The sequence below is a fragment of the Aerosticca soli genome (assembly GCF_003967035.1).
Lineage (GTDB): Bacteria > Pseudomonadota > Gammaproteobacteria > Xanthomonadales > Rhodanobacteraceae > Aerosticca > Aerosticca soli.
Genome location: NZ_AP018560.1, coordinates 2,425,746 through 2,448,386, shown reverse-complemented (window position 1 = coordinate 2,448,386; position 22,641 = coordinate 2,425,746). Strand labels below are relative to the sequence as shown.

Annotated in this window: 25 protein-coding genes, 1 tRNA gene and 1 other RNA gene; 14 read left to right on the top strand and 13 right to left on the bottom strand. The window is 70.1% G+C overall.

The features are described from left to right. Window positions 1–12: 12 nt before the first annotated feature. Window positions 13–972, top strand: coding sequence for a 23S rRNA pseudouridine(1911/1915/1917) synthase RluD (gene rluD, locus ALSL_RS11445; RefSeq protein ID WP_126539283.1), 960 nt, complete (start codon window positions 13–15; stop codon window positions 970–972). After that, complete coding sequence (pgeF, locus tag ALSL_RS11440; RefSeq protein WP_126539281.1) at window positions 969–1,754, top strand: peptidoglycan editing factor PgeF; 786 nt, start codon at window positions 969–971, stop codon at window positions 1,752–1,754. The genes rluD and pgeF overlap by 4 nt, the downstream gene beginning before the upstream one ends. Here pgeF and otsA read toward each other — a convergent pair. The 3 genes from otsA to ALSL_RS11425 form a co-directional block, all read right to left on the bottom strand. After that, on the bottom strand, window positions 1,652–3,190 hold the full coding sequence (gene otsA, locus ALSL_RS11435) for an alpha,alpha-trehalose-phosphate synthase (UDP-forming) (RefSeq protein ID WP_126539279.1): 1,539 nt from the start codon (window positions 3,188–3,190) through the stop codon (window positions 1,652–1,654). The genes pgeF and otsA overlap by 103 nt on opposite strands. Window positions 3,191–3,253: 63 nt before the next feature. After that, on the bottom strand, window positions 3,254–4,066 hold the full coding sequence (gene otsB, locus ALSL_RS11430) for a trehalose-phosphatase (protein WP_126539277.1): 813 nt from the start codon (window positions 4,064–4,066) through the stop codon (window positions 3,254–3,256). Then, window positions 4,047–5,768 carry a serine hydrolase gene (locus ALSL_RS11425; protein WP_231700221.1) on the bottom strand — a complete coding sequence of 574 codons (1,722 nt, stop codon included), beginning with the start codon at window positions 5,766–5,768 and terminating at the stop codon, window positions 4,047–4,049. The genes otsB and ALSL_RS11425 overlap by 20 nt, the downstream gene beginning before the upstream one ends. 35 nt (window positions 5,769–5,803) lie before the next feature. On the opposite strand from ALSL_RS11425, the gene ALSL_RS11420 reads away from it, so the two are divergent. From ALSL_RS11420 to ALSL_RS11385, 8 genes are all read left to right on the top strand, one after another. Then, window positions 5,804–7,225 (top strand): C40 family peptidase, encoded by a 1,422-nt coding sequence (locus ALSL_RS11420; protein ID WP_126539275.1) that lies wholly within the window; start codon window positions 5,804–5,806, stop codon window positions 7,223–7,225. Between the two features lie 81 nt (window positions 7,226–7,306). Continuing rightward, the gene (locus tag ALSL_RS11415; protein WP_126540245.1) at window positions 7,307–8,062 is read left to right on the top strand and encodes a L,D-transpeptidase family protein; all 756 of its coding nucleotides are present in this window, start codon (window positions 7,307–7,309) and stop codon (window positions 8,060–8,062) included. Next, window positions 8,059–9,327: a dicarboxylate/amino acid:cation symporter gene (locus ALSL_RS11410; RefSeq protein WP_126539273.1), complete on the top strand. Its 1,269-nt coding sequence runs from the start codon at window positions 8,059–8,061 to the stop codon at window positions 9,325–9,327. The genes ALSL_RS11415 and ALSL_RS11410 overlap by 4 nt, the downstream gene beginning before the upstream one ends. A gap of 22 nt (window positions 9,328–9,349) precedes the next feature. Further along, window positions 9,350–9,949: an anthranilate synthase component II gene (locus tag ALSL_RS11405; RefSeq protein ID WP_126539271.1), complete on the top strand. Its 600-nt coding sequence runs from the start codon at window positions 9,350–9,352 to the stop codon at window positions 9,947–9,949. Next, window positions 9,946–11,034: an anthranilate phosphoribosyltransferase gene (gene trpD, locus ALSL_RS11400; protein WP_126539269.1), complete on the top strand. Its 1,089-nt coding sequence runs from the start codon at window positions 9,946–9,948 to the stop codon at window positions 11,032–11,034. The genes ALSL_RS11405 and trpD overlap by 4 nt, the downstream gene beginning before the upstream one ends. Before the next feature lie 173 nt (window positions 11,035–11,207). Next, entirely contained in the window at window positions 11,208–12,002 is a 795-nt protein-coding gene (gene trpC / locus ALSL_RS11395; protein ID WP_126539267.1) for an indole-3-glycerol phosphate synthase TrpC, read from the top strand. Window positions 12,003–12,009: 7 nt separating this feature from the next. Continuing rightward, window positions 12,010–12,702, top strand: a complete 693-nt coding sequence (locus tag ALSL_RS11390) for a haloacid dehalogenase-like hydrolase (RefSeq protein ID WP_174928847.1) — start codon at window positions 12,010–12,012, stop codon at window positions 12,700–12,702. A 74-nt stretch (window positions 12,703–12,776) separates the two neighbouring features. Next, the gene (locus tag ALSL_RS11385; protein ID WP_126539263.1) at window positions 12,777–13,283 is read left to right on the top strand and encodes a GNAT family N-acetyltransferase; all 507 of its coding nucleotides are present in this window, start codon (window positions 12,777–12,779) and stop codon (window positions 13,281–13,283) included. A 20-nt stretch (window positions 13,284–13,303) separates the two neighbouring features. Here the strand turns inward: ALSL_RS11385 and crp are convergent, their stop codons facing one another. Next, window positions 13,304–14,032, bottom strand: a complete 729-nt coding sequence (gene crp, locus ALSL_RS11380) for a cAMP-activated global transcriptional regulator CRP (RefSeq protein ID WP_174928846.1) — start codon at window positions 14,030–14,032, stop codon at window positions 13,304–13,306. A gap of 243 nt (window positions 14,033–14,275) precedes the next feature. Here crp and speD point away from each other — a divergent pair, with 243 nt between their 5' ends. Then, window positions 14,276–15,061, top strand: a complete 786-nt coding sequence (gene speD, locus ALSL_RS11375; protein WP_126539259.1) for an adenosylmethionine decarboxylase — start codon at window positions 14,276–14,278, stop codon at window positions 15,059–15,061. An 85-nt stretch (window positions 15,062–15,146) separates the two neighbouring features. Here the strand turns inward: speD and coq7 are convergent, their stop codons facing one another. Together coq7 and ALSL_RS11365 are read right to left on the bottom strand one after the other, a co-directional pair. Next, the gene (coq7, locus tag ALSL_RS11370; RefSeq protein ID WP_161970958.1) at window positions 15,147–15,800 is read right to left on the bottom strand and encodes a 2-polyprenyl-3-methyl-6-methoxy-1,4-benzoquinone monooxygenase; all 654 of its coding nucleotides are present in this window, start codon (window positions 15,798–15,800) and stop codon (window positions 15,147–15,149) included. Next, entirely contained in the window at window positions 15,797–16,975 is a 1,179-nt protein-coding gene (locus tag ALSL_RS11365) for a (Fe-S)-binding protein (protein ID WP_231700220.1), read from the bottom strand. Before ALSL_RS11365 ends, coq7 begins: the two co-directional genes overlap by 4 nt. A gap of 140 nt (window positions 16,976–17,115) precedes the next feature. Here ALSL_RS11365 and rplM point away from each other — a divergent pair, with 140 nt between their 5' ends. The 3 genes from rplM to ALSL_RS11350 all read left to right on the top strand — a co-directional run bounded on the left by rplM (window position 17,116) and on the right by ALSL_RS11350 (window position 18,128). Continuing rightward, window positions 17,116–17,544 carry a 50S ribosomal protein L13 gene (gene rplM, locus ALSL_RS11360; protein ID WP_126539255.1) on the top strand — a complete coding sequence of 143 codons (429 nt, stop codon included), beginning with the start codon at window positions 17,116–17,118 and terminating at the stop codon, window positions 17,542–17,544. A 67-nt stretch (window positions 17,545–17,611) separates the two neighbouring features. Then, window positions 17,612–18,004: a 30S ribosomal protein S9 gene (gene rpsI / locus ALSL_RS11355; RefSeq protein WP_126539253.1), complete on the top strand. Its 393-nt coding sequence runs from the start codon at window positions 17,612–17,614 to the stop codon at window positions 18,002–18,004. 50 nt (window positions 18,005–18,054) lie between these two features. Continuing rightward, window positions 18,055–18,128: transfer RNA gene (locus ALSL_RS11350), tRNA-Gln, on the top strand. A 170-nt stretch (window positions 18,129–18,298) separates the two neighbouring features. On the opposite strand, the gene ALSL_RS11345 is transcribed toward ALSL_RS11350, so the two are convergent. The 7 genes from ALSL_RS11345 to ALSL_RS11315 form a co-directional block, all read right to left on the bottom strand. Continuing rightward, a complete protein-coding gene (locus tag ALSL_RS11345; protein ID WP_126539251.1) occupies window positions 18,299–19,939 on the bottom strand; it encodes a Na+/H+ antiporter in 1,641 nt (546 codons plus the stop codon). A 49-nt stretch (window positions 19,940–19,988) separates the two neighbouring features. Next, entirely contained in the window at window positions 19,989–20,645 is a 657-nt protein-coding gene (rpiA, locus tag ALSL_RS11340) for a ribose-5-phosphate isomerase RpiA (protein WP_126539249.1), read from the bottom strand. A 20-nt stretch (window positions 20,646–20,665) separates the two neighbouring features. Further along, on the bottom strand, window positions 20,666–21,115 hold the full coding sequence (locus ALSL_RS11335; protein ID WP_126539247.1) for an EVE domain-containing protein: 450 nt from the start codon (window positions 21,113–21,115) through the stop codon (window positions 20,666–20,668). Then, window positions 21,112–21,717: a 5-formyltetrahydrofolate cyclo-ligase gene (locus tag ALSL_RS11330; RefSeq protein ID WP_126539245.1), complete on the bottom strand. Its 606-nt coding sequence runs from the start codon at window positions 21,715–21,717 to the stop codon at window positions 21,112–21,114. Before ALSL_RS11330 ends, ALSL_RS11335 begins: the two co-directional genes overlap by 4 nt. A gap of 78 nt (window positions 21,718–21,795) precedes the next feature. Then, window positions 21,796–21,984: non-coding RNA, 6S RNA (ssrS, locus tag ALSL_RS11325), on the bottom strand. 44 nt (window positions 21,985–22,028) lie between these two features. Further along, window positions 22,029–22,340 (bottom strand): cell division protein ZapA, encoded by a 312-nt coding sequence (locus tag ALSL_RS11320; RefSeq protein ID WP_126539243.1) that lies wholly within the window; start codon window positions 22,338–22,340, stop codon window positions 22,029–22,031. Then, window positions 22,337–22,561: a TIGR02449 family protein gene (locus tag ALSL_RS11315; RefSeq protein WP_126539241.1), complete on the bottom strand. Its 225-nt coding sequence runs from the start codon at window positions 22,559–22,561 to the stop codon at window positions 22,337–22,339. The genes ALSL_RS11320 and ALSL_RS11315 overlap by 4 nt, the downstream gene beginning before the upstream one ends. Window positions 22,562–22,641 lie beyond the last annotated feature (80 nt).

The following is a 22,641-nucleotide window of genomic DNA, read 5'->3' as shown; positions in this document are numbered from 1 at the left end:
CCGGTGGCGGGCATGACCGTCAGTCAGCAGGCGACGGTGCCGCTCGAGGCCGCGGGCCAGCGTTTCGACCAGGCGCTGGCGGCGCTGTTCCCCGCCTATTCGCGCTCGCGCCTGGCCGACTGGATCAAGCGCGGCCAGGCCACCCTGGACGGCCGCAGCGTGCCGCCGCGCACCCGCGTCCATGGCGGCGAACGGGTGGCGCTGGCGGCGGCGCTCGAGATCGAAACGCCGGCTTGCGCCGAGCCGATCGCGCTTTCCATCGTCCATGAGGACGCGCATCTGCTGGTCATCGACAAGCCGGCCGGCCTGGTCGTGCATCCCGGCGCCGGCAACCGTGACGGCACCCTGCTCAACGCCCTGCTGCACCATGCGCCGCAGCTCGCCGCGCTGCCGCGGGCCGGCATCGTGCACCGGCTGGACAAGGACACCTCCGGCCTGCTGGTGGTGGCCAAGACGCTGCCCGCGCATACCGCGTTGGTGGCGATGCTGGGCCGGCACGCGGTGGAGCGCCGGTACGCGGCGGTGGTCGAGGGCGTGCTCATCGCCGGCGGCACGGTGACGGCGCCGCTCGGCCGCCATCCGGTCGATCGCCTGCGCCGCGCGGTGCGCGAGGACGACGGCAAGCCCGCGGTCACCCATTACCGGCTGCGCGAGCGTTTCCCCGCGCATACCTACATCGCCTGCCAGCTCGAAACCGGCCGCACCCACCAGATCCGCGTGCACATGGCGCACATCCATCATCCGCTGGTCGGCGACCCGCTGTACGGCGGCGGCCTGCGCCTGCCGCGCGGCGCCGGTGCGGCACTCGCGGCGGCGCTGCGCGGCTTCCGCCGCCAGGCCCTGCATGCCGAGCAGCTGGCCTTCGTCCATCCGCTGACCGGGCAGGCGCTGGCCTTCCAGGCGCCGCTGCCGGCCGATTTCCAGGGGCTGCTCGCGGCCTTGCGGGCGGATGCCGCCGGGGCGGACCGATGAGCCGGGAGCCGGCATGGCTCGAACCCGATTGGCCGGCGCCGCCGACGGTGCGCGCGGTGGTGAGCACGCGCTTCGGGCCGGGCGTGTCCGCGCCGCCCTTCGACCGCTGCAATCTCGGCGACCGCTGCGGCGACGATCCGGCCGCGGTCGCGGCCAACCGCGCCGCGTTGGTGCGCGCGCTCGGCCTGCCGCGGCCGCCGCACTGGCTGACCCAGGTGCACGGTACCGCCGTGGTCGATGTCGATCGTCCGCACGAGCCCTTGCCGCGCGCCGATGCCGCGGTGAGCCGGCGGCCGGGTCAGCCGCTCGTCATCCTCACCGCCGACTGCCTGCCGGTGTTGCTGTGCGAACGTGAGGGCCGCGCGATCGGCGCCGCCCATGCCGGCTGGCGCGGGCTGGCCGCCGGCGTGCTCGAACGCACCGTGCAGGCGCTGGGCGTGCCGCCGGCGCGTCTGCTCGCCTGGCTCGGGCCCTGCATCGGCCAGGCGTCCTACGAAGTGGGCGAGGAGGTGCGCGCGGCGTTCGTCGCCGGCGATGCCGGGGCGCAGCAGGCCTTCGCGCCGTCGCGTCCCGGCCACTGGTGGTGCGATCTCGCGCTGCTGGCCCGGCGCCGGCTGCAGGCGCTGGGCGTGACCGCCGTCCACGGCGGCGGCTTCGACACCCGCACGGATGCGCGGTTCTATTCGTGGCGGCGCGACGGCGCGGCCAGCGGGCGCTTCGCCACCTTGCTCTGGCTGGAGGATGCCCGCGGCGCCGGAGCTGCAGCGGGCGGCGCGGACTGAGCCGAAGGCGGCGCGGCGGCAGGCGCTTGCGCGGGTGAGGGGGCCTGCACCAGGCGGGTGGCGTAGAGCGCCTCCAGGAAGGATTCGCGCCAGGCGGTGAGGTCGTGTTTCTCGAGCACGTCCATCATGGCCCGCCAGCGCGCCTTGCGCTCGCGCAGCGACATCGACAGCGCGCGCACCAGCGCCTCGGTGACTTCGGTGAGGTCGGCCGGATTGACCAGCAGCGTGTCGCCGAGCTCCTGCGCCGCGCCGGCGAAGCGCGACAGCACCAGCACGCCCGGGTCTTCCGGGTTCTGGCTGGCGACGTATTCCTTGGCGACCAGGTTCATGCCGTCGCGCAGCGGCGTGACCAGGCCCACGCGGGCGGCGCGGTAGTAGCCGCTCAGCACCTCATGCGGGAAGGACTGGTTGACGTAGCGGATCGGCACCCAATCGGGCGTGGCGTACTTGCCGTTGATGTGTCCGGCGGCGCGTTCCAGCTCGCGGCGCAGGTTGCGGTATTCGGGCACGTCGCTGCGGCTGGGCGGGGCGATCTGCAGATAGATCACCTGCTGGCGTAGCTCGGGCGTCTCCTCGAGCAATTGGGCGAAGGCGGCGAAGCGCTGCGGCAGCCCTTTGGAATAGTCCAGCCGGTCCACGCCGATGATCAGCGCGCGGTCCTGCACGCTTTCCTTGAGCTGCTGCACCGCCGGCAGCTTGACCGAGTCGCGGGCGGCCTGCGCGACCGCCGCGGTGTCGATACTGATCGGAAACACGCCGGCCTGGAACACGCGGCCGTCGGGCGCGCGCAGGCGGCCGCCGGGCCGCATCGCGCCGCCGATCTCGTGCAGGAAGTAGTTCTCCAGCGCGCGCAGGTCGCGCACGGTGTGCAGGCCGACCAGGTCATAGCTGGCCAGGGTGCCGAGCAGCTCGCGATGCCGCGGCAGCACGATCAAAAGCTCGGCGGCCGGCAAGGGAATGTGCAGGAAGAAGCCGATGCGGTTGCGCACGCCGAGCTCGCGCAGCATCGCCGCCAGCGGAATCAGGTGGTAATCGTGCACCCACAGCACGTCGTCGGGCCGCAGCAGCTTGGCGAGCTTCTGCGCGAACAGCCGGTTGACACGCAGATAGCCTTCCAGATGGCTGCGCTGGTAGTCGACCAGGTCCGGTCGATAGTGGAACAGCGGCCACAGCGCGCGGTTGGCGAAACCCGCGTAGTAGTCGCAATAATCGGCGCGGTCGAGGTCGATGGTGACGTAATCGATGCCGCCCTCGTGGCTGCGGTGCATCTGCGGGCGCTCGGTGACCTTGCCGCTCCAGCCGAACCACAGGCCGCCGCGCTCGGCCAGCGCCGCGCGCATGGCCGAGGCCAGGCCACCGGTGGCCACCTCGCGCGGCATGGCCACGCGGTTGGACACCACCACCAGCCGGCCGCCGGAAGCCTGCGCAGCATTCATGGCGCGCCGCCTCCGGCCTGCAAGGCCAGGCCGGCGCGGATCGGCGCCATGCCAGCTGTGTTTTCAGCGCGAGGCGGCAGGATGGGTGGCATCGGGCGGGGCTCCTCGGTTGAGCGCGTCGAGCAGTGCGTTCAGCCAAGCCTGCACGGCGGCCGGATGAGGCAACGTGAAGAGCGCATGACTGGGTGTGCGGTCGCCGACCCGCACGCTGATGCCACCGGCCGCGTTGACGGCGGCGAAGGCGTGCTCGTCGGTGAGGTCGTCGCCGACGTAGACCGGTCGGCGGCCGGCGAACGGCGGCACGGCCAGGAGATCCTGGACGGCGCGGCCCTTGTCCATGCCGGCCGGCTTGAATTCCATCACCAGGTTGCCCGGCTGCAGTTCATAGCCCGGCAACCGTCGGGCCAGGGCCTCGGCCGCCGCGCGCAAGCTGGGCAGCATGGCCGGCGCTCGCCGGCAGTGCAGGGCCGCGGCGACGCCCTTGTCCTCCCATTGCACCTGTCCCAGGCGCGCGGCGAGGGCGGCAGTCTCCCGGCGCATGCGTTCGACCGCCGCGGCATCGAGGGCCGGTCGCTGCACCGCGCCGCCGTCGATGCGCCGTTCCAGTCCGTGCAGGCCGATCAGGGTCCAGCCCGGATCGCCGAACAGCCGTGCAAGATCGGCCAGGGCCCGGCCGCTCACCAGCGCCAGCGCGCCGCCCAGTGCGGCATGCAGACGGTCGAGCGTGGCGCATAGGCCTGGATCGACGATGACCGCGGCGGGATCGTCGGCAAATTCGAGCAAGCTGCCGTCGACGTCGAGGAAGAGCGCCCAGCGCTCACCCGGGGACGGTAGCGGCGGCGGTGGCAGCCGGTCTTCAGCGGAGGACGGAGGCATCGCGTGCATGCGCCAAGGGTGCCTGGAGTGACGTGAAACGCGCATGCGGCGGCGGTGATGCGCCGGTCGATGGCGAGCTTGTGATGGATGCGGGACAGGCGCCGACCCGGGTGAGGTCGAGGTCTTCGTAGTCGGCGCTGACATCGCCGTGCGGATCACGCTTGGCCAGGGTCAGCCGCATCGGCGCGGCGGCGTGGAAGTCCAGCCAGGCATCGGGATCGATGCTGCGATCATCCCAGCGCACCAGGTAGCGGCCGTGGTCCTCGACGACGAGGCCGGCGAGTCGGGGCGACTTGTCCGCACGGAAATGTACCGTGCCGTCCTGCGCGCAGACGGACACCGTGCCGAACCACGGATCGCGATAGACGCCCAGACGTCCGGCCATCCGTTCCGGGTTCGCCGGCGGCAGCGTCGCGCTGTCGGGCAAGGCCGTGTCGGAACGCGCGCCCTTGGCCGCTGCGGCCTCATCCAGCAGTGCGGCATAGCCGGCCACGCCGCGCGTGTCGGCCGGGTCGGTGAAGAACTTGAGCAGCGCCTCGCCGAGCACGGTGCGCGCCGCGCCGCCATTGCCGTTGATGAGCAGCACGAAGCCGCCGCGCCGGTCCGGCAGCAGCATCAATTCGGAATACATGCCGGCCAGCGTGCCGGTGTGCCACACCGTCCATTGGCCATCGACGTCGGCCATGCGCCAGCCGTAGCCGTAGGCCATCACGTGGCTGTGGTCCCATTGTCGGCGCAGCGCCGGCAGCGGTATCGGCATGTGCGGCGATTGCAGCACGACGCGCTGCGCGGGCGTGAGCCATTGCAGCTGCGCGGGCGTGGGTGCGAGCCAGTTCATCGTCCAGGCCAGCAGGTCGTTCAGGCTGCAGCGGATGCCGCCGGCGGGGTCGCCGGCGCTGGCCGGTATCTGTGCGCCGTCGATGCGGATCGGCTGGTTGCGCCCGTCGATCCAGCCGTGCGGCTGGGCGACGTTGCCGACTTCATCGCGCTGCCACGCGCCGACCTGGCAGCGTGCGAGGCCGAGCGGCGCGAACACTTCGCGGCGCATCAGCACGTCGTAGGGCGCGCCGCCCGCGGCGGCGGCAAGCTCGCCGGCGACCACGTAGAGCAGGTTGTCGTACTGGTATTGGCTGCGGAAACCGTAGGCGGGCTTCAGGTAGCGCAGCGCGTGGATGATGTCGGCGCGCGTGAAGTCATTGGGCTCGGGCCACAGCATCAGGTCGCCCGCGCCCTCGCGCAGACCGCTGGAATGCGTCAGCAGGTCGCCGACCTGCATCTCGCGCGTCACCCACGGGTCGTACATCCGGAAATCGGGCAGGTACTGGGTGACCTTGTCGTCCCAGCGCAGCTTGCCCTGGTCGACCAGCCGGCCGAGCAGCGCGGTGGTCATCGCCTTGCTGTTGGAGGCGATCTTGAACAGCGTGTCGGCGTCGATCTTCTCGCCGCTGCCGGCGACGCGCTCGCCGAGCGTGCGCACGTAGGCGACCTTGCCATCGACGATCACGCCGACCGCAAGGCCCGGCAGGTGATAGCGCGCGAAGGTCTCATCGACCTGGCGGTCCAGATAGGCCTGCTGTTCCGACGTGAGCGTCGTCTCCGGTTGCGCGGCGGCAGGCGAACTCGCGCCGACCAGCGTCGCGGCGACGGCGGCGATGCACGCGACGGCGTGGTGGTATCGGCGCGGCGGCATCGGTGCGTGCATGGGTTCTGTATCCTTGCCGTGGAGTCCGGCCGCCGATGGCGTGGCATCGGCCCCGCGGAGATCTCGTGCGCATTCTGTCCTTTGCATTCTGCCTCGCCTGCGCGCTGTGTGCCCGTCTGGTCGCGCACGATGCGCCGCCGGCCGCGCCGTCGCCTTCCGCGGCGGCGATCGGCGTCGACGATGCCATGCTCGCGCCGGCGTTCTGGATCGCCCAGGTTCGCGACCCGGACCGCGTGCTGCTCGCGCCGACGGAGATCGCCGCGCTGAATGCGCGGATCCTGCGCGACGATCCCTCCATGCACGACCTGCGCGCGTTGCCGGCCATGCTGAGCGCGTCGCAGGTGCGTGGCTGGATCCAGGCGCGCTCGGCGCGCCCGACGCGCACGCTCTACGACGCGCAGGGCCGCCCCGTGCCGGCGGCGACGCTCGATGCCCTGCACGATGCGCTGGCGCTGGCTGCGATCGCAGCGGAAACGCCGACGCGCTATGGCCTCATCGTGCGCCGCGCCGCGCTGCGCACCTTTCCCACCGAGCTGCGCGTGTTCAGCCGGCCGGGCGACGCCGACATCGACCGCTTCCAGGAAACCGCCGAATATCCGGGCACGCCGGTCGTCATCGCGCACGCTAGCCGCGACGGGCCATGGCTGTTCGTGGTGAGTCCGCGCTATGCCGCCTGGACGCGCCGCGAGAACGTCGCCGCAGGCAGCGCCGCGCAGGTGTTCGGCTATCTCGATCAGCCTTATCGCGTGGTCACCGGCGCGAAGGCACGCACCGTGTACACGCCCGAGCGGCCGGAACTGTCGCAGCTCGAACTGGACATGGGCACGCGCGTGCCGCGCCTCGTCGATTGGCCGTCCGGACAACCGGTGAACGGGCAGGGCGCGGAGGCCGCCTACGTGTTGCAGCTGCCGTATCGGCAGGCCGACGGCACGCTCGCCTTCGCGCCGGCCTTGCTGCCGAAGGTCGCCGACAGCGCGGACGCCCAGCTGCCGCTCACGCCGGCGAACCTGATCCGCCAGGCGTTCAAGTTCCTGGGCGAGCGCTACGGCTGGGGCAACGACTACGACGGCCGCGACTGCTCGGGTTTCGTCGCCGACGTCTACCGCAGCATGGGCGTGGAACTGCCGCGCAACACCGGCGATCAGGCCGCGAGCCCGGCGCTCGCGCATCGCGCCTTCACCGCCGCCGACGATCATGCCGCGCGCATGCGGGCCATCGCCGCGTTGCGCACCGGCGATCTCGTCTACATCCCCGGCCACGTGATGATGGTGCTCGGCTGGTATCGCGGCGCGCCCTACGTGATCCACGACACCGCCGGCATCGTCTATCGCGACGGCGCGGCGCTGCGCGCGCGCAAGCTCAACGCGGTGGCGGTGACGCCGTTGTTGCCGCTCTCGTTCGCGGACGGCAGCGCTTACGTCGACCGCATCACCAGCATCGTGCACATCGGCCATTGAAGGATGGGATCCAGCAGCATGCGCGCATCGACCCTGGCACGGCTTGCACCGGCACGGCGTGGCACGTTTCGGCGCTGGTGGATGCCGGCCTGCGGCGCGCTGATCGGCGCGCTCTCGGCCATTGGCCACGCCGCCACCGCCGAGGCCTGGCGCGATGCGCGGCAGATGGTCGTGGTGGTGACGGACGGCTGGAACGCCGATCGTGGCTCCTTGCAGGCTTTCGCGCGCGAAGGCGACGGCCGCTGGCGGCCCGTGGGCGCGCCGGCGCCGGTGACGATCGGCCAGCACGGCGCGGCCTGGGGGCTCGGCCTCGCTGCCACGCATCCGGCGGACGGGCCGCTCAAGCGCGAGGGCGACGGCCGCAGCCCGGCCGGTGTGTTCCGCATCGGCATGGCCTTCGGCTATGCGCCGCGGGCCGACACCGCGCTGCCTTACCGCGCGCTCGGCGCGGACGACTGGTGCGTGGACGTCGGCACCTCGCCGCACTACAACCGCATCGTCGATGCCGCGGTAGTGGGCAAGGCCGCGGTCGCGGGCGCCAGCGAGCCGATGCGCCGCGACCTGCACTTTGCGGGCGACCAGCGCTATCGGCTCGGCTTCGTGATCGAGCACAACGCGCAGCAACGGCCGAACGCCGGCAGCTGCATCTTCGCGCATCTGTGGGCCGCGCCCGACGACGCCACCGTCGGCTGCACCGCGATGGCCGCCGACACCATGCGGCGCCTGCTCGCCTGGCTGAAGCCGCAGAAGCGGCCGGTGTTCGTGCTGCTGCCGCGCCGGACGTATGCGGCCTTGCAGGCGGACTGGCAGCTGCCCGTCTTGAAGGATGATCGATGAACGCCACCGCTCGCGTATTGACCGGCCTGGCTGCCGGCGCGCTCGCCGGACTCTTGCTTGCGGCGACCGCGCCCGCCTTCGCGTCGCGCGCCGCCGCCGTGGTGCAGCCGTTTGGGCGGCTGTGGCTGGAAGCCTTGCAGATGCCGGTGGTGCCGCTGGTGCTGGCGCTGGTCGTGGTGGGCGTCAATACCGCCGCCGACGCGGCCGCCTCCGGACGCATCGCACGCCGGGCGCTGGTCGTGTTCCTTGCCCTCCTGGCCTTCGGTGCCGCGCTGGCGGCGCTGCTCGCTCCGCTGCTGTTCGGGCTGTTTCCGCCGCAGCCCGCATTGGCCGACGTGCTGCGTCATGCCGCGCCCGCCACCGTGCCGGCGGCGCCGGTCGGCTGGGCCGATGCCCTGCTCGCCGTGATACCGACCAATCCACTGAACGCCGCCGCCCAGGGGGCGATGTTGCCGCTGGTGGTCTTCGCGCTGTTCATGGGGTTTGCCGTCACCCGGCTGGAGCCGGCGCGGCGGCAGGGCTTGGTCGAGTTTTTCCAGGCGCTGGCGGCGGCGATGACGGTGATCGTGCGCTGGGTGCTCGCCGTCGCGCCGCTTGGCGTATTCGCGCTGATGTTCGCGCTCGGTGCGCGCGCCGGAGCCGGCATGCTGGGTGCGCTCGGCCTGTATGTGCTGGTCGAGAGCCTGATCTACCTGCTGGCCGGCCTGGCCATGCTGCCGATCGCGGTCTATGGCGGCCGACTGGGCTGGCGGCGCTTCGTCTCCGCCGCCGCGCCGGCGCAGGCGGTGGCGGCCAGCACGCAATCCTCGCTAGCCGCGCTGCCGGCCATGCTGGAAGGCGCCGGCCGTCTCGGGCTGCCGGGTCAGGTCGGGGCGCTGGTGTTGCCGATGGCGGTCTCGCTGCTGCGCCTGACCAGTCCGGTGCAATACCTGACCAGCGCCGCTTTCATCGCCTGGGCACTGGGCGTGCCGCTGGCCCCGGGGACGCTGGTGGCCGGGGCCGCGCTGGCGGTGGTGATCAGCCTGGGGTCGATCGGCCTGCCGGGCCAGGTCACCTTCATCGCCACCAACCTGCCGGTGGCGCAGGCCATGGGCGTGCCCACCGCGCCCCTGGGCCTGATGCTGGCGGTGGACGCGCTGCCGGACGTGCTCGCCACCGTCGGCAATGTCACCGCCGATCTGGCCGCCGCCGCCCTGGTGGCGCGTCGCTCCGCGCCCGATGCTGAGGCCGTGCCGGCCGCTCGCTATCATGCCGACAACGTGTGATCCATTCCCAGGCCAAGCCGCCATGCTCCTGATGATCGACAACTACGACAGCTTCACCTTCAACCTCGTGCAGTACCTGGGCGAGCTCGGGCAGGAGGTGCAGGTGGTGCGCAACGATGCGCTGGACGTGGCCGGCATCCGCGCGCTCGCGCCTTCGCACATCATGATCTCGCCGGGGCCGGGCACGCCGGATGATGCCGGCGTGTCGCTCGCCGTGTTGCGCGAGCTGGCTGGCGAGGTGCCGATCTTCGGCGTGTGCCTGGGCCATCAGGCGATCGGCCAGGCCTTCGGCGGCAGGGTGGTGCGCGCCAAGCAGATCATGCACGGCAAGACCTCGCCGATCCGCCATCGCGGGCAGGGCGTGTTCGCCGGGCTGCCTGATCCGTTCGAGGCCACGCGCTACCACTCGCTGGTGGTCGAGCAGGCCACGCTGCCGGATTGCCTGGAAGTGACCGCATGGACGGAACATGCCGACGGCTCGATCGACGAGATCATGGGCCTCAAGCACCGGACGCTGCCGGTCGAGGGCGTGCAGTTCCATCCCGAATCGATCCTGACCCGGCACGGCCACGACCTGCTGGCCAATTTTCTCGGCCTGCCGCGGCGCAAGCTCGCCGCATGAGCGGGCGCGAGATCACCATCACGCCGCAGGAAGCCCTGCAGCGCACGATCGAGCATCGCGAGATCTTCCACGACGAGATGATCGCGCTGATGCGCCAGATCATGCGCGGCGAGGTGAGCCCGGTGATGACCGCGGCGATCCTCACCGGCCTGCGGGTGAAGAAGGAAACGGTGGGCGAAATCACCGGCGCGGCGCGGGTGATGCGCGAGCTGGCGGCGAAGGTGCCGGTCGCCCGCGCATTTGCCGCCGCCGGCGTTCCCGCCGACGGCATGAAGCACCTGGTCGACATCGTCGGCACCGGCGGTGACGGCGCGTCGAGCTTCAACATCTCCACCGCGGCGATGTTCGTCGCCGCCGCGGCCGGGGCGCGCGTGGCCAAGCACGGCGGGCGCAGCGTGTCGTCGAAATCCGGCAGCGCCGACGTGCTGGAATCGCTCGGCGCGGCGATCGAGCTCGCCCCCGCGCAGGTCGCGCAATGCCTGGCCGAGACCGGCATCGGCTTCATGTACGCGCCCAATCACCATCCGGCGATGAAGGTCGTCGCGCCGGTACGCCGCGAGCTCGGCGTGCGCACGCTGTTCAACATCCTCGGGCCGCTGACCAACCCGGCCGGCGCGCCGAACATCCTGCTCGGCGTGTTCCATCCCGACCTGGTCGGCATCCAGGTGCGCGTGCTGCAGCAGCTCGGCGCCGAGCGCGCGCTGGTGGTGTGGGGGCGCGACGGCATCGACGAGATTTCGCTCGGCGCGGCGACCCTGGTCGGCGAACTTCGCGACGGCGAGGTGCGCGAGTACGAGATCGAGCCGGAGGATTTCGGCCTCGCCATGGCTTCCAGCCGCAACCTGCGCGTGGCCGACGTCGCCTCGTCCAAGGCGATGCTGCTGGAGGCGCTCGACGGCCGGCCCGGCGTGCCGTTCGACATCGTCTGCCTGAACGCCGGCGCGGCGTTGTACGTGGCCGGCGTGGCCGCCAGCATCGAGGAAGGCATCGCGCGGGCCCGGGCGGCGATCTTGAGCGGCGCGGCGCGTGCCCGCATGGCAGCCTTCGTCGCCGCCACCCGCCGCCTGGCGGATGCGGGCGGTTGATTTCCATGGCGCAAACGCCGGTTTCTTCGCGGGCATCGACGTGCGGCACGCCGTCCGGCAAATCCAGGGTGCGGTGATTCGTCCAGCGCGGCAAGGTACCTTGTGGTTGCCTGCCCAAAAGCTGGACGGCATCTTCGGCGTTTCCTCCCAAGACCCCAAGCACGGTTTTCCCCATGCCCGACATCCTGCAACGCATCCTCGCCCGCAAGCGTGAGGAACTCGACGAGCGCAGCGCCCGGCTGCCGCTCGCCGAACTCGCCGCGCGCGCGAAAGATCTGCCGCCCACCCGCGGGTTCGCCGCCGCGATCGAGGCCAAGGTGGGCGCCGGCGACAGCGCGGTGATCGCCGAGGTCAAGAAGGCCAGTCCCAGCAAGGGCGTGATCCGCAGCGAGTTCGACCCGGCCGCGATCGCGCGCAGCTATGCGCAGGCCGGTGCGGCCTGCCTGTCGGTGTTGACCGACAAGGATTTCTTCCAGGGCAGCGAGGAGTTCCTGCGCCAGGCCCGCGAGGCGTGTGCCTTGCCAGTGCTGCGCAAGGATTTCGTCATCGATCCCTACCAGCTGTACGAAGCGCGCGCGATCGGTGCCGATGCCGTCCTGCTGATCGTCGCCGCGCTCGGCGATGCGGCGCTGGAGGAGCTCGCCGGACTGGCCGCGGAACTTGGCCTCGACGTGCTGTGCGAGGTGCACGACGCCGAGGAGCTCGAGCGCGCGCAGGCGCTGCCGGTGTCGCTGATCGGCGTCAACAACCGCGATCTGCGCACCTTCAAGACCTCGCTCGACACTTCCATCGAGCTGCAGGCGCTGGTCGATTACGATCGCATCCTGGTCGCCGAGTCGGGCATTCACACGCCCGAGGACGTGGCGCGGCTGCGCGAGGCGGGCATCCACGCCTTCCTGGTCGGCGAGGCGTTCATGCGTGCCGCCGATCCCGGCCAGGCCCTGCGCCGACTGTTCGACGACGCCTGAAGCGATGATGGAACTGATGGCCGGCGCGGACCTGCCGGGTGCCTGCGCCATGCCACGCGTGGTGGTCTTCGATTTCGACGGCGTACTCCATCGCGGCGACGCCTTCGTTCTGTTCGTGCGCGAGCGTTACCGGCGCGCGCCCTGGCGGCTGGCGGGCCTGCTGCTGTGCCTGCCGTGGCTCGTGCCGTTGCTGCTCGTCGCCCGACCACGGGCGATCCGCGCGCTCATCCATATCGGCCTCTGGGGCATGCGTCCGGCACGCTACCTGGCGGCAGTGGACGCTTTCGCGATGCGTCGCGCCCGTCAGCCGGGCAGCTTCATCCGCGAGGGGCTGCGCACCCTGCGCCGGCACCAATGCGCCGGGGCGCGGGTGATCGTCGCCACCGGCTGCGAGACCACCCTTGCCAAGCGCCTGCTGGAGGAGCTCGGCCTGCCGGACGTCGAAGTGATCGGCTCGGAACTGCGTGCCGGCTGGTTCGGCATGCGCGCGCACTATCACAACTATGGGCCGCGCAAGGCCCAGGCGCTGGCCCGTGCGGGCCTTGCCGGGTGGCACGTGGCCTACACCGATGCGGCGGAGGATCTGCCGCTGCTGCGGTCGGCCGCCGAGTGCGCCGTGCTGGTCAACCCCGCCCCCAAGACCCGCCGGCGTCTGGAGCGCGCGCTCGGCACGCGTCTTCGTGTGGTGCATTGGGCCTGAACGGACGTTTTCCTCTTTCGCAAGGCGGCCGCCGCCGCCATGCGTCCATCCCGAGCCATTCAACCGAGGTCGACATGCTTTCCCAGCCAGCGTCGGATGACGCATCCCATGCACCGATCGAGATCGTGTCCTATCGGCCGGCACTGGCCGAGGCCTTCTGGCGTTTGAACGTGCAATGGCTCGAGCGTTATTTCCAGCTCGAGGAAGTCGATCGCGTCATGCTCGCCGATCCCGAGCACCACGTGCTCGCACCGGGCGGCGAACTGCTGTTTGCCTGCCGGGCCGGCCACGCGGTCGGCACCTGCGCCCTGCTCAAGGCGGGCGAGGGCGTCTTCGAGCTGGCCAAGATGTGCGTGGACGAGCGCTGCCAGGGCCAGGGCATCGGCCGCCGGCTGCTCGCCGCCGCGATCGAAACCTTCCATCGCCGCGGCGGCCGTGAACTGTTCCTGGAATCGAACAGCCGCCTGACGACGGCGCTGCGCCTCTACGAGGCGGCCGGCTTCGTGCGTCAGGACGGTCCGCGGCCGGGCTCGCATTACCGGCGCGCGGACGTCTACATGATCTACCGGCCGACGCGTTGAGTAGCGGCCGGCGGTGGAGTTCAGCGCGTGCCGCGCACCACGATGGTCTTGCCAGAGACCTGGATCATGCCCTGCTCCTCCAGCTGCTTGAGCACGCGGCCGACCATCTCGCGCGAGCAACCGACGATGCGGCTGACCTCCTGCCTGGAGATGCGGATCTGGGTGCCTTCCGGATGGCTCATGGCGTCGGGTTCCTGGCACAGGTCGATGAGCGTGCGTGAAATCCGCCCGGTGACGTCCATGAAGGCCATCCGGCTCACTTGGCGCGAGGCACGCAGCAGGCGCTGGGTGAGCTGGGCGCCGATGGCGAACAGGATCTTGGGGCATTCCTCGCGCAGCGGCCCGGCCAGCAGCTGGAACAGCCGCTCGTAGCTGACTTCCGCCATCTCGCAGGGCGTGCGCGTGCGCACCACCGATTCGGGCTGCGCCTGTTCCACGAACAGGCCCATTTCGCCGATGAACTGGCCGCGGTTGATGTAGGCCAGGATGAGCTCGCGGCCCTGTTCGTCCTCGGTGCACACGGCGAGCGAGCCGTCCATCACGTAGTACAGCGTGTTGGCCGGATCGCCCGGCCGGATGATCGCGGTCTTGCCCGGATAGCGCCGGCGATGGCAAAGCGCGAGGAAGCGTTCCATCGAGGCCGGATCCGGCGCAAAGCCGAGCGGTGCCTGCGAACGTTCGAAAGCCTGCTGAAGTTGATACTTGAGTTGCACCACGAGCTGCTTCCCCGCCTGATGGCCGCTGACCATCGCGTTAGATCCCCTGAATGCCCCCTGGGCGCCGATTATGGCAAAGCCGCGGCTGGACGACAGTTTTTATGTTGTAACGAGCTTGCCGCATAATAGCCGGCCTTCGGCGCCGTTCTCGGGGCCGAAGTTCCATCCAGGGTGCGAGGGATGAGGGTCCTTCGTCGCCGTTTCCGTATCGCGGGGACCCTTAAAGCTGCTAACCCGCCTCATCTGCTGGCCGTCCCTCGGCCATGGAGAGTCGCCGTGGTGAAACCGCTCCCGCGCCTGCGCCTGCAGGGCTTCAACAACCTGACCAAGGCCCTGAGCTTCAACATCTACGACATCTGCTACGCAGTGTCCGAAGACCAGCGCCAGCGCTACATCGAATACATCGACGAGCAGTACGACGCCGACCGGCTGACCCAGATCCTCACCGACGTGGCCGAGATCATCGGCGCCAACATCCTCAACATCGCGCGCCAGGACTACGACCCGCAAGGCGCCTCGGTGACGATCCTGATCTCCGAGCAGCCGGTGGTGGAGAAGCTCGGTCGCGACTCGATCTCCGGCGCGGTGGTGGCGCACCTGGACAAGAGCCACATCACCGTCCACACCTATCCGGAAACCCACCCGCACAACGGCATCGCCACCTTCCGCGCGGACATCGACGTCGCCACCTGCGGGGTGATCTCGCCGCTCAAGGCGCTCAACTACCTGATCGACAGCTTCGAGTCGGACATCGTCATCTGCGACTACCGCGTGCGCGGCTTCACCCGCGACGTCAAGGGCAAGAAGCACTTCATCGACCACAAGATCAATTCGGTGCAGGACTATCTGGCCCGCCACATCAAGCAGAAGTACGAGATGTTCGACGTCAACGTCTATCAGGAGAACATCTTCCACACCAAGATGCACATCAAGGACTTCGACCTCGACACCTACCTGTTCGAGGCGCATGCCGACGATCTCTCGTTCAAGGAGCGCCAGCGCATCGAGTCGCTGCTCAAGCGCGAGATCGAGGAACTGTTCCACGGCCGCAACCTGATGTGACCTGGCCGGGCACCCGCCGCCGAGGCGGGTGCGGGTGCTGGGGGAACCACCGCATTGCGGCGTGGCGCGTCAGGGCTCGATGCGGTCAGAGCCGGTAGGCCAGGGTCTTCATCACCTGCGAGGCCAGCCGCATCAGCGGCGGGATCGGGAAAGGCAGCTCCACGCCGCCGCGCGCACGGGCGGCATCGGCATGCCGGGCCTCGTCGCGCTGCATCTGCGTGAGGATCGCGCGGGACCGCGCATCCTGTGCCGGCAAACGCTCCAGATGCTCGGCCAGATGCGCCTCCACCTGGCGCTCGGTCTCGACCACGAAGCCCAGGCTGACCGCGTCGCCGGCGAGCGCGGCGGCGGCGCCGATGGCGAAGCTGCCCGCATACCAGAAGGGATCGAGCAGGCTGGGGCGGCCGCCCAGCTCGCGCAGCCGCTCGGCGCACCAGGCCAGATGGTCGGTTTCCTCGCGTGCCGCCGCCGCCAGATGCGCCTGCGTGGCCTCGTCCCGGGCCAGCGTCGCCTGGCCGTCGTAGAGCGCCTGGGCGCAGACCTCGCCGGCATGGTTGACACGCATCAGGCCGATGACATGGCGCCGCTCGGCGGCGGTGAGTTCGGCCTCCGGCAAGTCCGCCGCCGGCGAGGGACGGCTGGCCACCGGCGCGCCGGCAAGGGTTTCCAGGGCATGTTCCAGCCCGCTCAGCAGGCGATCGAGCGGGCTCAAGGTGCGTACGGGCACGGAAGGGGTCATGGGCGGACTCCGGGCGATGGTTCCAGCTGTCGGGCGAGCAGGGTCAGCGGATGCAGCGAAGGCGGCAGGGCCGCGTCGCCGGCGCCGAGATGCAGACGGCAGCCGATGTTGGAGGACAACAGCAGTGCCGGCGCGCGCTCGGCCAGTTGCCGGCGCAACGGTGCGCGCAGCTGCGCGGCGCGCTCGGGGAAGGTGAGCACGTGGCTGCCGGCGGCGCCGCAGCAGGTGTGGGTGCCGAGCGTCTCGATCGAAAGCCCGGGGATGCGTTCCAGCAGGGCGCGCATGGCGGCGTCGCTGCGCGCGACATGGCGTTGCGTACAGGGCACGTGCAGCATCACCCGCGCATGCAGCGGGCGCAGGCGCCAGTGTCCGGCGTGTGCGGCCAGGAGCGCCCAGCCGTCGTTCACCGGCACGTCCGGCAAGGCGGCGCGCAGCGTGTCGAGGCACCCCGGCGTGATGCAGATCAGCTCGCTGGCGCCGCTCGCGCGCCAGGCCCGGCGGACCCGTTCGGCGGCGGCTTCGGCGTGCGCGGCGTCGCCGTCGTGGGCGTCCAGGGCGCCGCAGCACAAGGCCGGCAGCACGCTCGCCGCGATGCCGCAGGACTGCAGCAGTGTCCACAGGGCGCGCTGCGCATCGGCATCCTCCACGCTCGCCACGCAGCCGGGAAAGATCGCCACCCGGGCCGCCGCGACGCGGCGCGTACGCAGCGGTTTGCCGGGCGGCTGACGCGGCACGAGGTCCAGCGCCGCGCGCAGAACCGACGAGGGCAGGTATTTTCGCAGCATGGCCGGGGGGCGCCAACGGCCCAGGCTTCGCCGCAGCAAACGCAGCAGGCGCGGGTGCTTGAGCAGGGCGAGCAGGCGATGCGGCCGGCGCGGTGAAGGACCCAGCAGGGCACGGGTTTGAAGCAGGAGTGCGTCGTAGCGCACCTGCGCCGGACAGACCCGTTCGCAGGCCAGGCAACCGAGGCAATGATCGAGCGGCAGGCGGTTGTCGGCCGTGATCGCAAGCTCACCGGTCGCGGCGGCCCGCGCCAGGGCGATGCGCCCGCGCGGGGATTCGGTCTCGCGCGCATCCAGCGCATAGGTCGGGCAGACCGGCAGGCACAATCCGCACTGCACGCACTGGTCGGCGAGCGCGACGATCGAGGCGGCGAGGGGCTTTTCAGGCGCCATGCCGGCCATGCTAACATTGCCGGCCCGCGAACCGCCGAGCGGCGGTTCTTGCGCGATGGAGCGGGCTTCGGCTATGCTCTCGCGCCTTTATTCCACGCTTTTGCCCACCGCCAACGCGGCGGCAGACTAGGTATCCACGCATGAAAACGTTCAGCGCCAAGCCGGAAAGCGTCAAGCGCGACTGGTATGTGGTCGACGCCGCGGGCAAGACGCTCGGCCGGCTCGCCACCGAGATCGCCCGCCGCCTGCGCGGCAAGCACAAGCCCGAATTCACCCCGCATGTCGATACCGGCGATTACATCGTCGTCATCAACGCGCAGCAGGTGGCGGTCACCGGCCGCAAGCTGGATGACAAGCAGTACCACCGTTTCACCGGCCACGTCGGCAACCTGAAGACGACCTCGCTCAAGGATCTTTTGGCCACGCACCCGGAACGCGTCATCGAGATCGCGGTCAAGGGCATGCTGCCGAAGAATCCGCTGGGGCGGGCGATGTACAGCAAGCTCAAGGTCTATGCCGGCGCCGAGCATCCGCACGCGGCGCAGCAGCCGCAGCCGCTGGACGTCTGATCCGCACGATGTGACTGAAAGCGGCTGCATCCAAGCCGCGTCTTCGAAATAAGCAACCGGAAAACCTATGGCAATCCAGCAGAACTACGGCACCGGCCGCCGCAAGACCTCCGCCGCCCGCGTCTTCCTGCGCAAGGGCAGCGGCGCGATCGAGGTGAACGGCAAGCCGCTCGACCAGTTCTTCGGCCGCGAGACCTCGCGCATGATCGTGCGCCAGCCGCTCGAACTGACCCAGAGCAGCGAGAAGTTCGACATCAAGGTCACCGTCGCCGGCGGCGGCATCACCGGCCAGGCCGGCGCGATCCGGCTCGGCATCGCCCGCGCGCTGGTCGAGTACGACGAGACGCTCAAGGCGCCGCTGCGCAAGGCCGGCTTCATCACCCGCGACGCCCGCGAGGTCGAGCGCAAGAAGGTCGGTCTGCACAAGGCCCGTCGCGCCACCCAGTTCTCCAAGCGTTGATCACCCGAGGCCTTTGCACGGTTAGAATGTGCAAGCGCCTGCCGCTTCGTTGGGAGATCGTCTAATGGTAGGACAACGGACTCTGACTCCGTTTATCTAGGTTCGAATCCTAGTCTCCCAGCCAAATCTCAAAGCCCCGCCGAGCGATCTGCGGGGCTTCTTATTTGTTGCAGGGACGACTCGATTCCGAGCAGCCGGCGGCGCCCTGCATCGGTTGGGCCATCGACCGCGGGAGGGTTTTCATCATCGGCGCTGCCGTGGATGCAAAGGCCGGCGTCTGCCGGGCATCTCTCGTCAACGGTAGCGCTCTTCGAGCAGATCGATTTCGCGGACGAGTCGGCGTGCGGTTTCGTCGGAAATGCGCCGTTGCCTGGCCAGGCGGAAGATTTCCTGCCGTTCGGCCTGCAGGGCGGCAAGTCGCAGGGCGATTTCCGCGGCGTCGGCCTTGCGCAGTTCCTCGGCATGGATGTCCCCGCCGGATTTGCCGCCGCCGAGGCGGCGCTGATAGCTGCTCATCACCCGGCTGGCCGCATTGGTGTAGAGGTCGGCATCGGCAGGGTTTTTCTCGGCCAGGGTGTGCTGGGCCTGTTCGATCGCCGCGATCGCCTTGGCCGCCGCCTCCCGTCGTGCCAGTTCGATCTCGCGCCGCTCGCTGGGTTCTTCCGGAATCTGCAGGCCCTCAAGGAGATAGGGCAGGCCGATGCTGGCGGCGATGAGGGAGACCAGGATCACCGCCGCGGCCAGGAAGATCGCCAGGTTGCGCGCCGGGAACGGCGCGCCCTGCGGCAGGGTCAGCGGCAGGGTGAGTACGCCGGCCAGGGTGACCGCGCCGCGTACGCCGGCGAGCGAGGTGGCGATCACCAGACGCCACGGCGGTCGCTCGACCTTTTCGCCGCGCCGGCGCGAGCGGAACAGGTTCCAGTGCATCGTGGTCCAGACCCACAGCAGGCGCAGCAGGGCCAGGGCGAGATTGATGGCCAGCACGTACAGCAGCAACCACCATGGGCTGTGGCGGCCGCTTTCCTTCAGCGCGATGTAGGCGTCGCGCACGATGCCGGGCAACTGCTCGCCGAGCAGCACGAAGACCAGGCCGTTCAGCGCGAACTGCAAGGTATCCCAGACCACCGCGCGATGTACCCGGGTGGTCGCCAGTGCCCTGCCGCTGAGTTCGACGAAGCTCATGCTGACGCCGGCCGCCACCGCGGCGAGGATGCCCGAGGCATGGAGGTGCTCGGCCAGCAGGTAGGCGCCGAACGGTATCAGCAGGCTGACCAGGATCGACGAGCCGCTCTCCTCGCCGAAGCGGCGCGATAGCCAGCGCTGCGCGAGACTGGCGCCCCAGGTGACGCCGACGCCGACCGCCGCGCCGGCGAGCGCCACCCAGAGAAAGGTCAGCGATGCGGAAACCAGCGAGAAGCCGCCGGTCAGCGCCGCCGCCACCGCGAAGCGGAAGCAGACCAAGCCGGAGGCGTCGTTGAACAGCGACTCGCCCTCCAGGATGTGCATCAGCCGTTTCGGAATCGGCACCCGGGCGGCGATCGCCGATACCGCGACGGGGTCGGTCGGCGAGATGATCGCGGCCAGGGCGAAGGCCACGGGCAATGGCATGGCCGGGATCATCCAGTGGATGAGGAAGCCGGCGCCGAGCACGGTGAACAGCACCAGGCCGAAGGCGAGCTGCAGGATCAGGCCGCGGTCGCCGAACAGCCCTTCCTTGGGGATGCGCCAGCCGTCCAGAAACAACAGCGGCGGCAGGAACAGCAGGAAGAAGACGTCCGGCTCGAGCTGGACGCTGCGGCCGCCCAGCGCCGCGATCAGTGCGCCGAGCGCGATCTGCATCAGCGGCAGCGGCAGCGCGAAGGGCAGCATGCGCACCAGGTAGCCGCTGGCGACGAGGGCCAGCAGCATCACCAGCACGATTTCTATCGAGGCCATGCGCGGCCCGGCGCGGGGTTGCCGATCCTTCCGTGCGCGCGGCGTGCGCTCATCGCCGGCGGTTTCCGACCAGCACCACGTCGGCCGGACGACGCGCGAACAGACCGACGGTGACGATGCCCGGAATCTGGTTGAGCTCGCGTTCCAGCGCCACCGGATCGGTGATGCGCCAGCCATGCACGTCGATGATCCAGTTGCCGTAATCGGTGACGGTGCCCTCGCGCCACACCGGCTGGCCGCCGCGTTTGACGATCTCGCGGCCGACCAGGCTGCGCGCCATCGGGATGACCTCGATCGGCAACGGAAAACGGCCGAGCACGTCGACTTCCTTGGACTCGTCGATGATGCACACGAAGGTTCGGCTCGCCTCGGCGATGATCTTCTCGCCGGTGAGGGCGCCGCCGCCGCCCTTGATCAGTCGGCGCTGCGGATCGCATTCGTCCGCGCCGTCCACGTAAAGCGGCAGCGGCCCGGCGCTGTTGAGATCGAACACCTCGATGCCGCGCTCGCGCAGCAGCTGCGCGCTGCGCTCGGAACTGGAGACGGCGCCGCGGATGCGATGGCGGATGCCGGCCAGCGCATCGATGAAGAAGGCCACGGTGGAGCCGGTACCGACCCCCACCACCATGCCGTCCTCGACGAAGCCAAGGGCGGCCTCGGCGGCCTGGCGTTTCTGGGCGGCGGCATTATTGCTGGCGTCGGTCATGCGGTCACCGGAAGGCAGGGTCATTCGAGGGCAAGGATATGCCGCCATTGCGCCGGCGTGACCGGCATCACTGAAAGCCGGTGGCCCCGCTGCAGCAGGGCGAGCCCGGCCAGGGCAGGGTCGGCCTTGAGTTCGCGCAGGGTGATCGGGCGGGCGAGCTTGCGCTCAAAGCGCACCTCCACCAGCGACCAGCGCGGGGCCTCGCGCGAGCTCTTCGGATCGAAATACGGGCTGTCCGGATCGAACTGGCTGGGGTCCGGATAAGCCTCCGTCACCACCTCGACCAGGCCGACGATGGCCGGTTCGGCGCAGTTGGAATGGTAGAAGAAGGCCTGATCGCCCACGCGCATCTGGCGCAGGTAGTTGCGCGCCTGGTAATTGCGCACGCCGTCCCAGGGCTCGGTGCCGCGCCGCGCGAGATCGTCGATGGAAAACGCCGTCGGCTCGGACTTCATCAGCCAATACTTCATGGGCGGCTCGCGGCGGCGTGGCAGTCGATGAGTTCGCGGTCGGTGGCGACGTAGTCGAGCGGCACGTCCCAGTCGGCCGCCTCGATGTCGGGCAGCTCCTGGAAGGCGTAGCCCACGCCGACCAGCAGCGGCTCGGCGGGCCGTGGCTGCTCGTTGAGAAAGGCGAAGCTGCGATCGTAATAGCCGCCGCCGGTACCCAGGCGGCGGCCGCGGCGATCGAAGGCAAGCAAGGGCACCAGCACCAGATCGAGCTGGAACGGCGCGAACCATTCGCGCGGCGCCACCGGTTCGGGGATGCCGTGCCGGTTGGGCGCGACCGGATCACCCGGTTGCCAGGGCGCGAAGCGCAGGCTGCGTTCGGCGGTCAGCATCGGCAACAGGAAGCGCTGGCCACGCGCGATCAACGGCGGGATGACCAGGTTGAGCGGCAACTCGCCGTCGTGGGCCCAGTAGCCGGCGATGCGCTCGTCGGTGTGATACTCGGGCAGCTGCTCGAGGCTGCGCCGCAGACCCTGCGCGGCGGCGATGCGCTCGGCGGGGCCCAAGGCCCGGCGGCGCGCGGCAAGCTCGAGTCGCAGTTCGCGGCGGCGGGCGGTATCCACGGGGCTCCTCGAAGTCGATCCGCACAGTGGGCGCGGGCGAGGCGACCGCGCCGCAAGGGGCGGGCCGAGAAAAAGGTGGCGTCAACCGCGATGCCGCTGCCCGCCCGACGACCTTGATCCACGAGGATCAGGTGGGAGGGCGATCATGGCCTCGAGGCTTTCCGCTCGAAGGCGGACATGCACAACAGCCGATGAAACGCCGACCCGGGGCCGTATATAGGAACAAGGCAATATGTAGGAGCGGGCTGGCGTACATCGCAGAAAACGCCGAGGCCATTTTAGCCCGCACCCCGGATGGATGCCAATCGCCGTCAGCGCCCGGTGTGGGCCTCGAGCGCGGCGTCCAGCCGCAGGCTGAGGGCGTGCAGCCGTTCGGCGGCAGCTTCCTCGGCGGCGGCGTTCTGCCGGCGCAAGGCCAGGCATTCGTGGGCGATGCTGATCGCCGCGAGCACGGCCAGGCGGTCGAAACCGGGCGATTTGGCATGGGCGCGCAGCTCGCGCATCTTGCGGTCGAGGAAATCGGCCGCCTCCAGCAGGCCGTCGCGTTCTTCCGGCGCGCAGGCGATCAGGAACTCGCGCTCGGCCAGCCGCAGGGCCACCGGAATGCTGTCGTTCGAGCTCATGGCGGGTTGTTCTCCAGCGAGCGAAGGCGCTGGATCATCGCCTCCACGCGGCAGCGCGCCTGCTCGTTGCGGGCCAAGAGGCCGGCGCGCTCGTTGGCCAGCTGCTCCTGGCTGTGCCGCAGGCTGCGGTTCTCCTCCGCCAGGCGCCGCAAGGCCTCCAGCAGACGGTCGATGCGCTGGTTGAGCCGTTCCAGTTCGCGCTCGAGGCGGGGTGTGCTCATGGCGGCGAAACTATAGCAGGCAGGTGGGGCGCGGATTCGAAGAACGCGAGCGTTTAAACTGAGAGGGCTCCCCCCAAAAA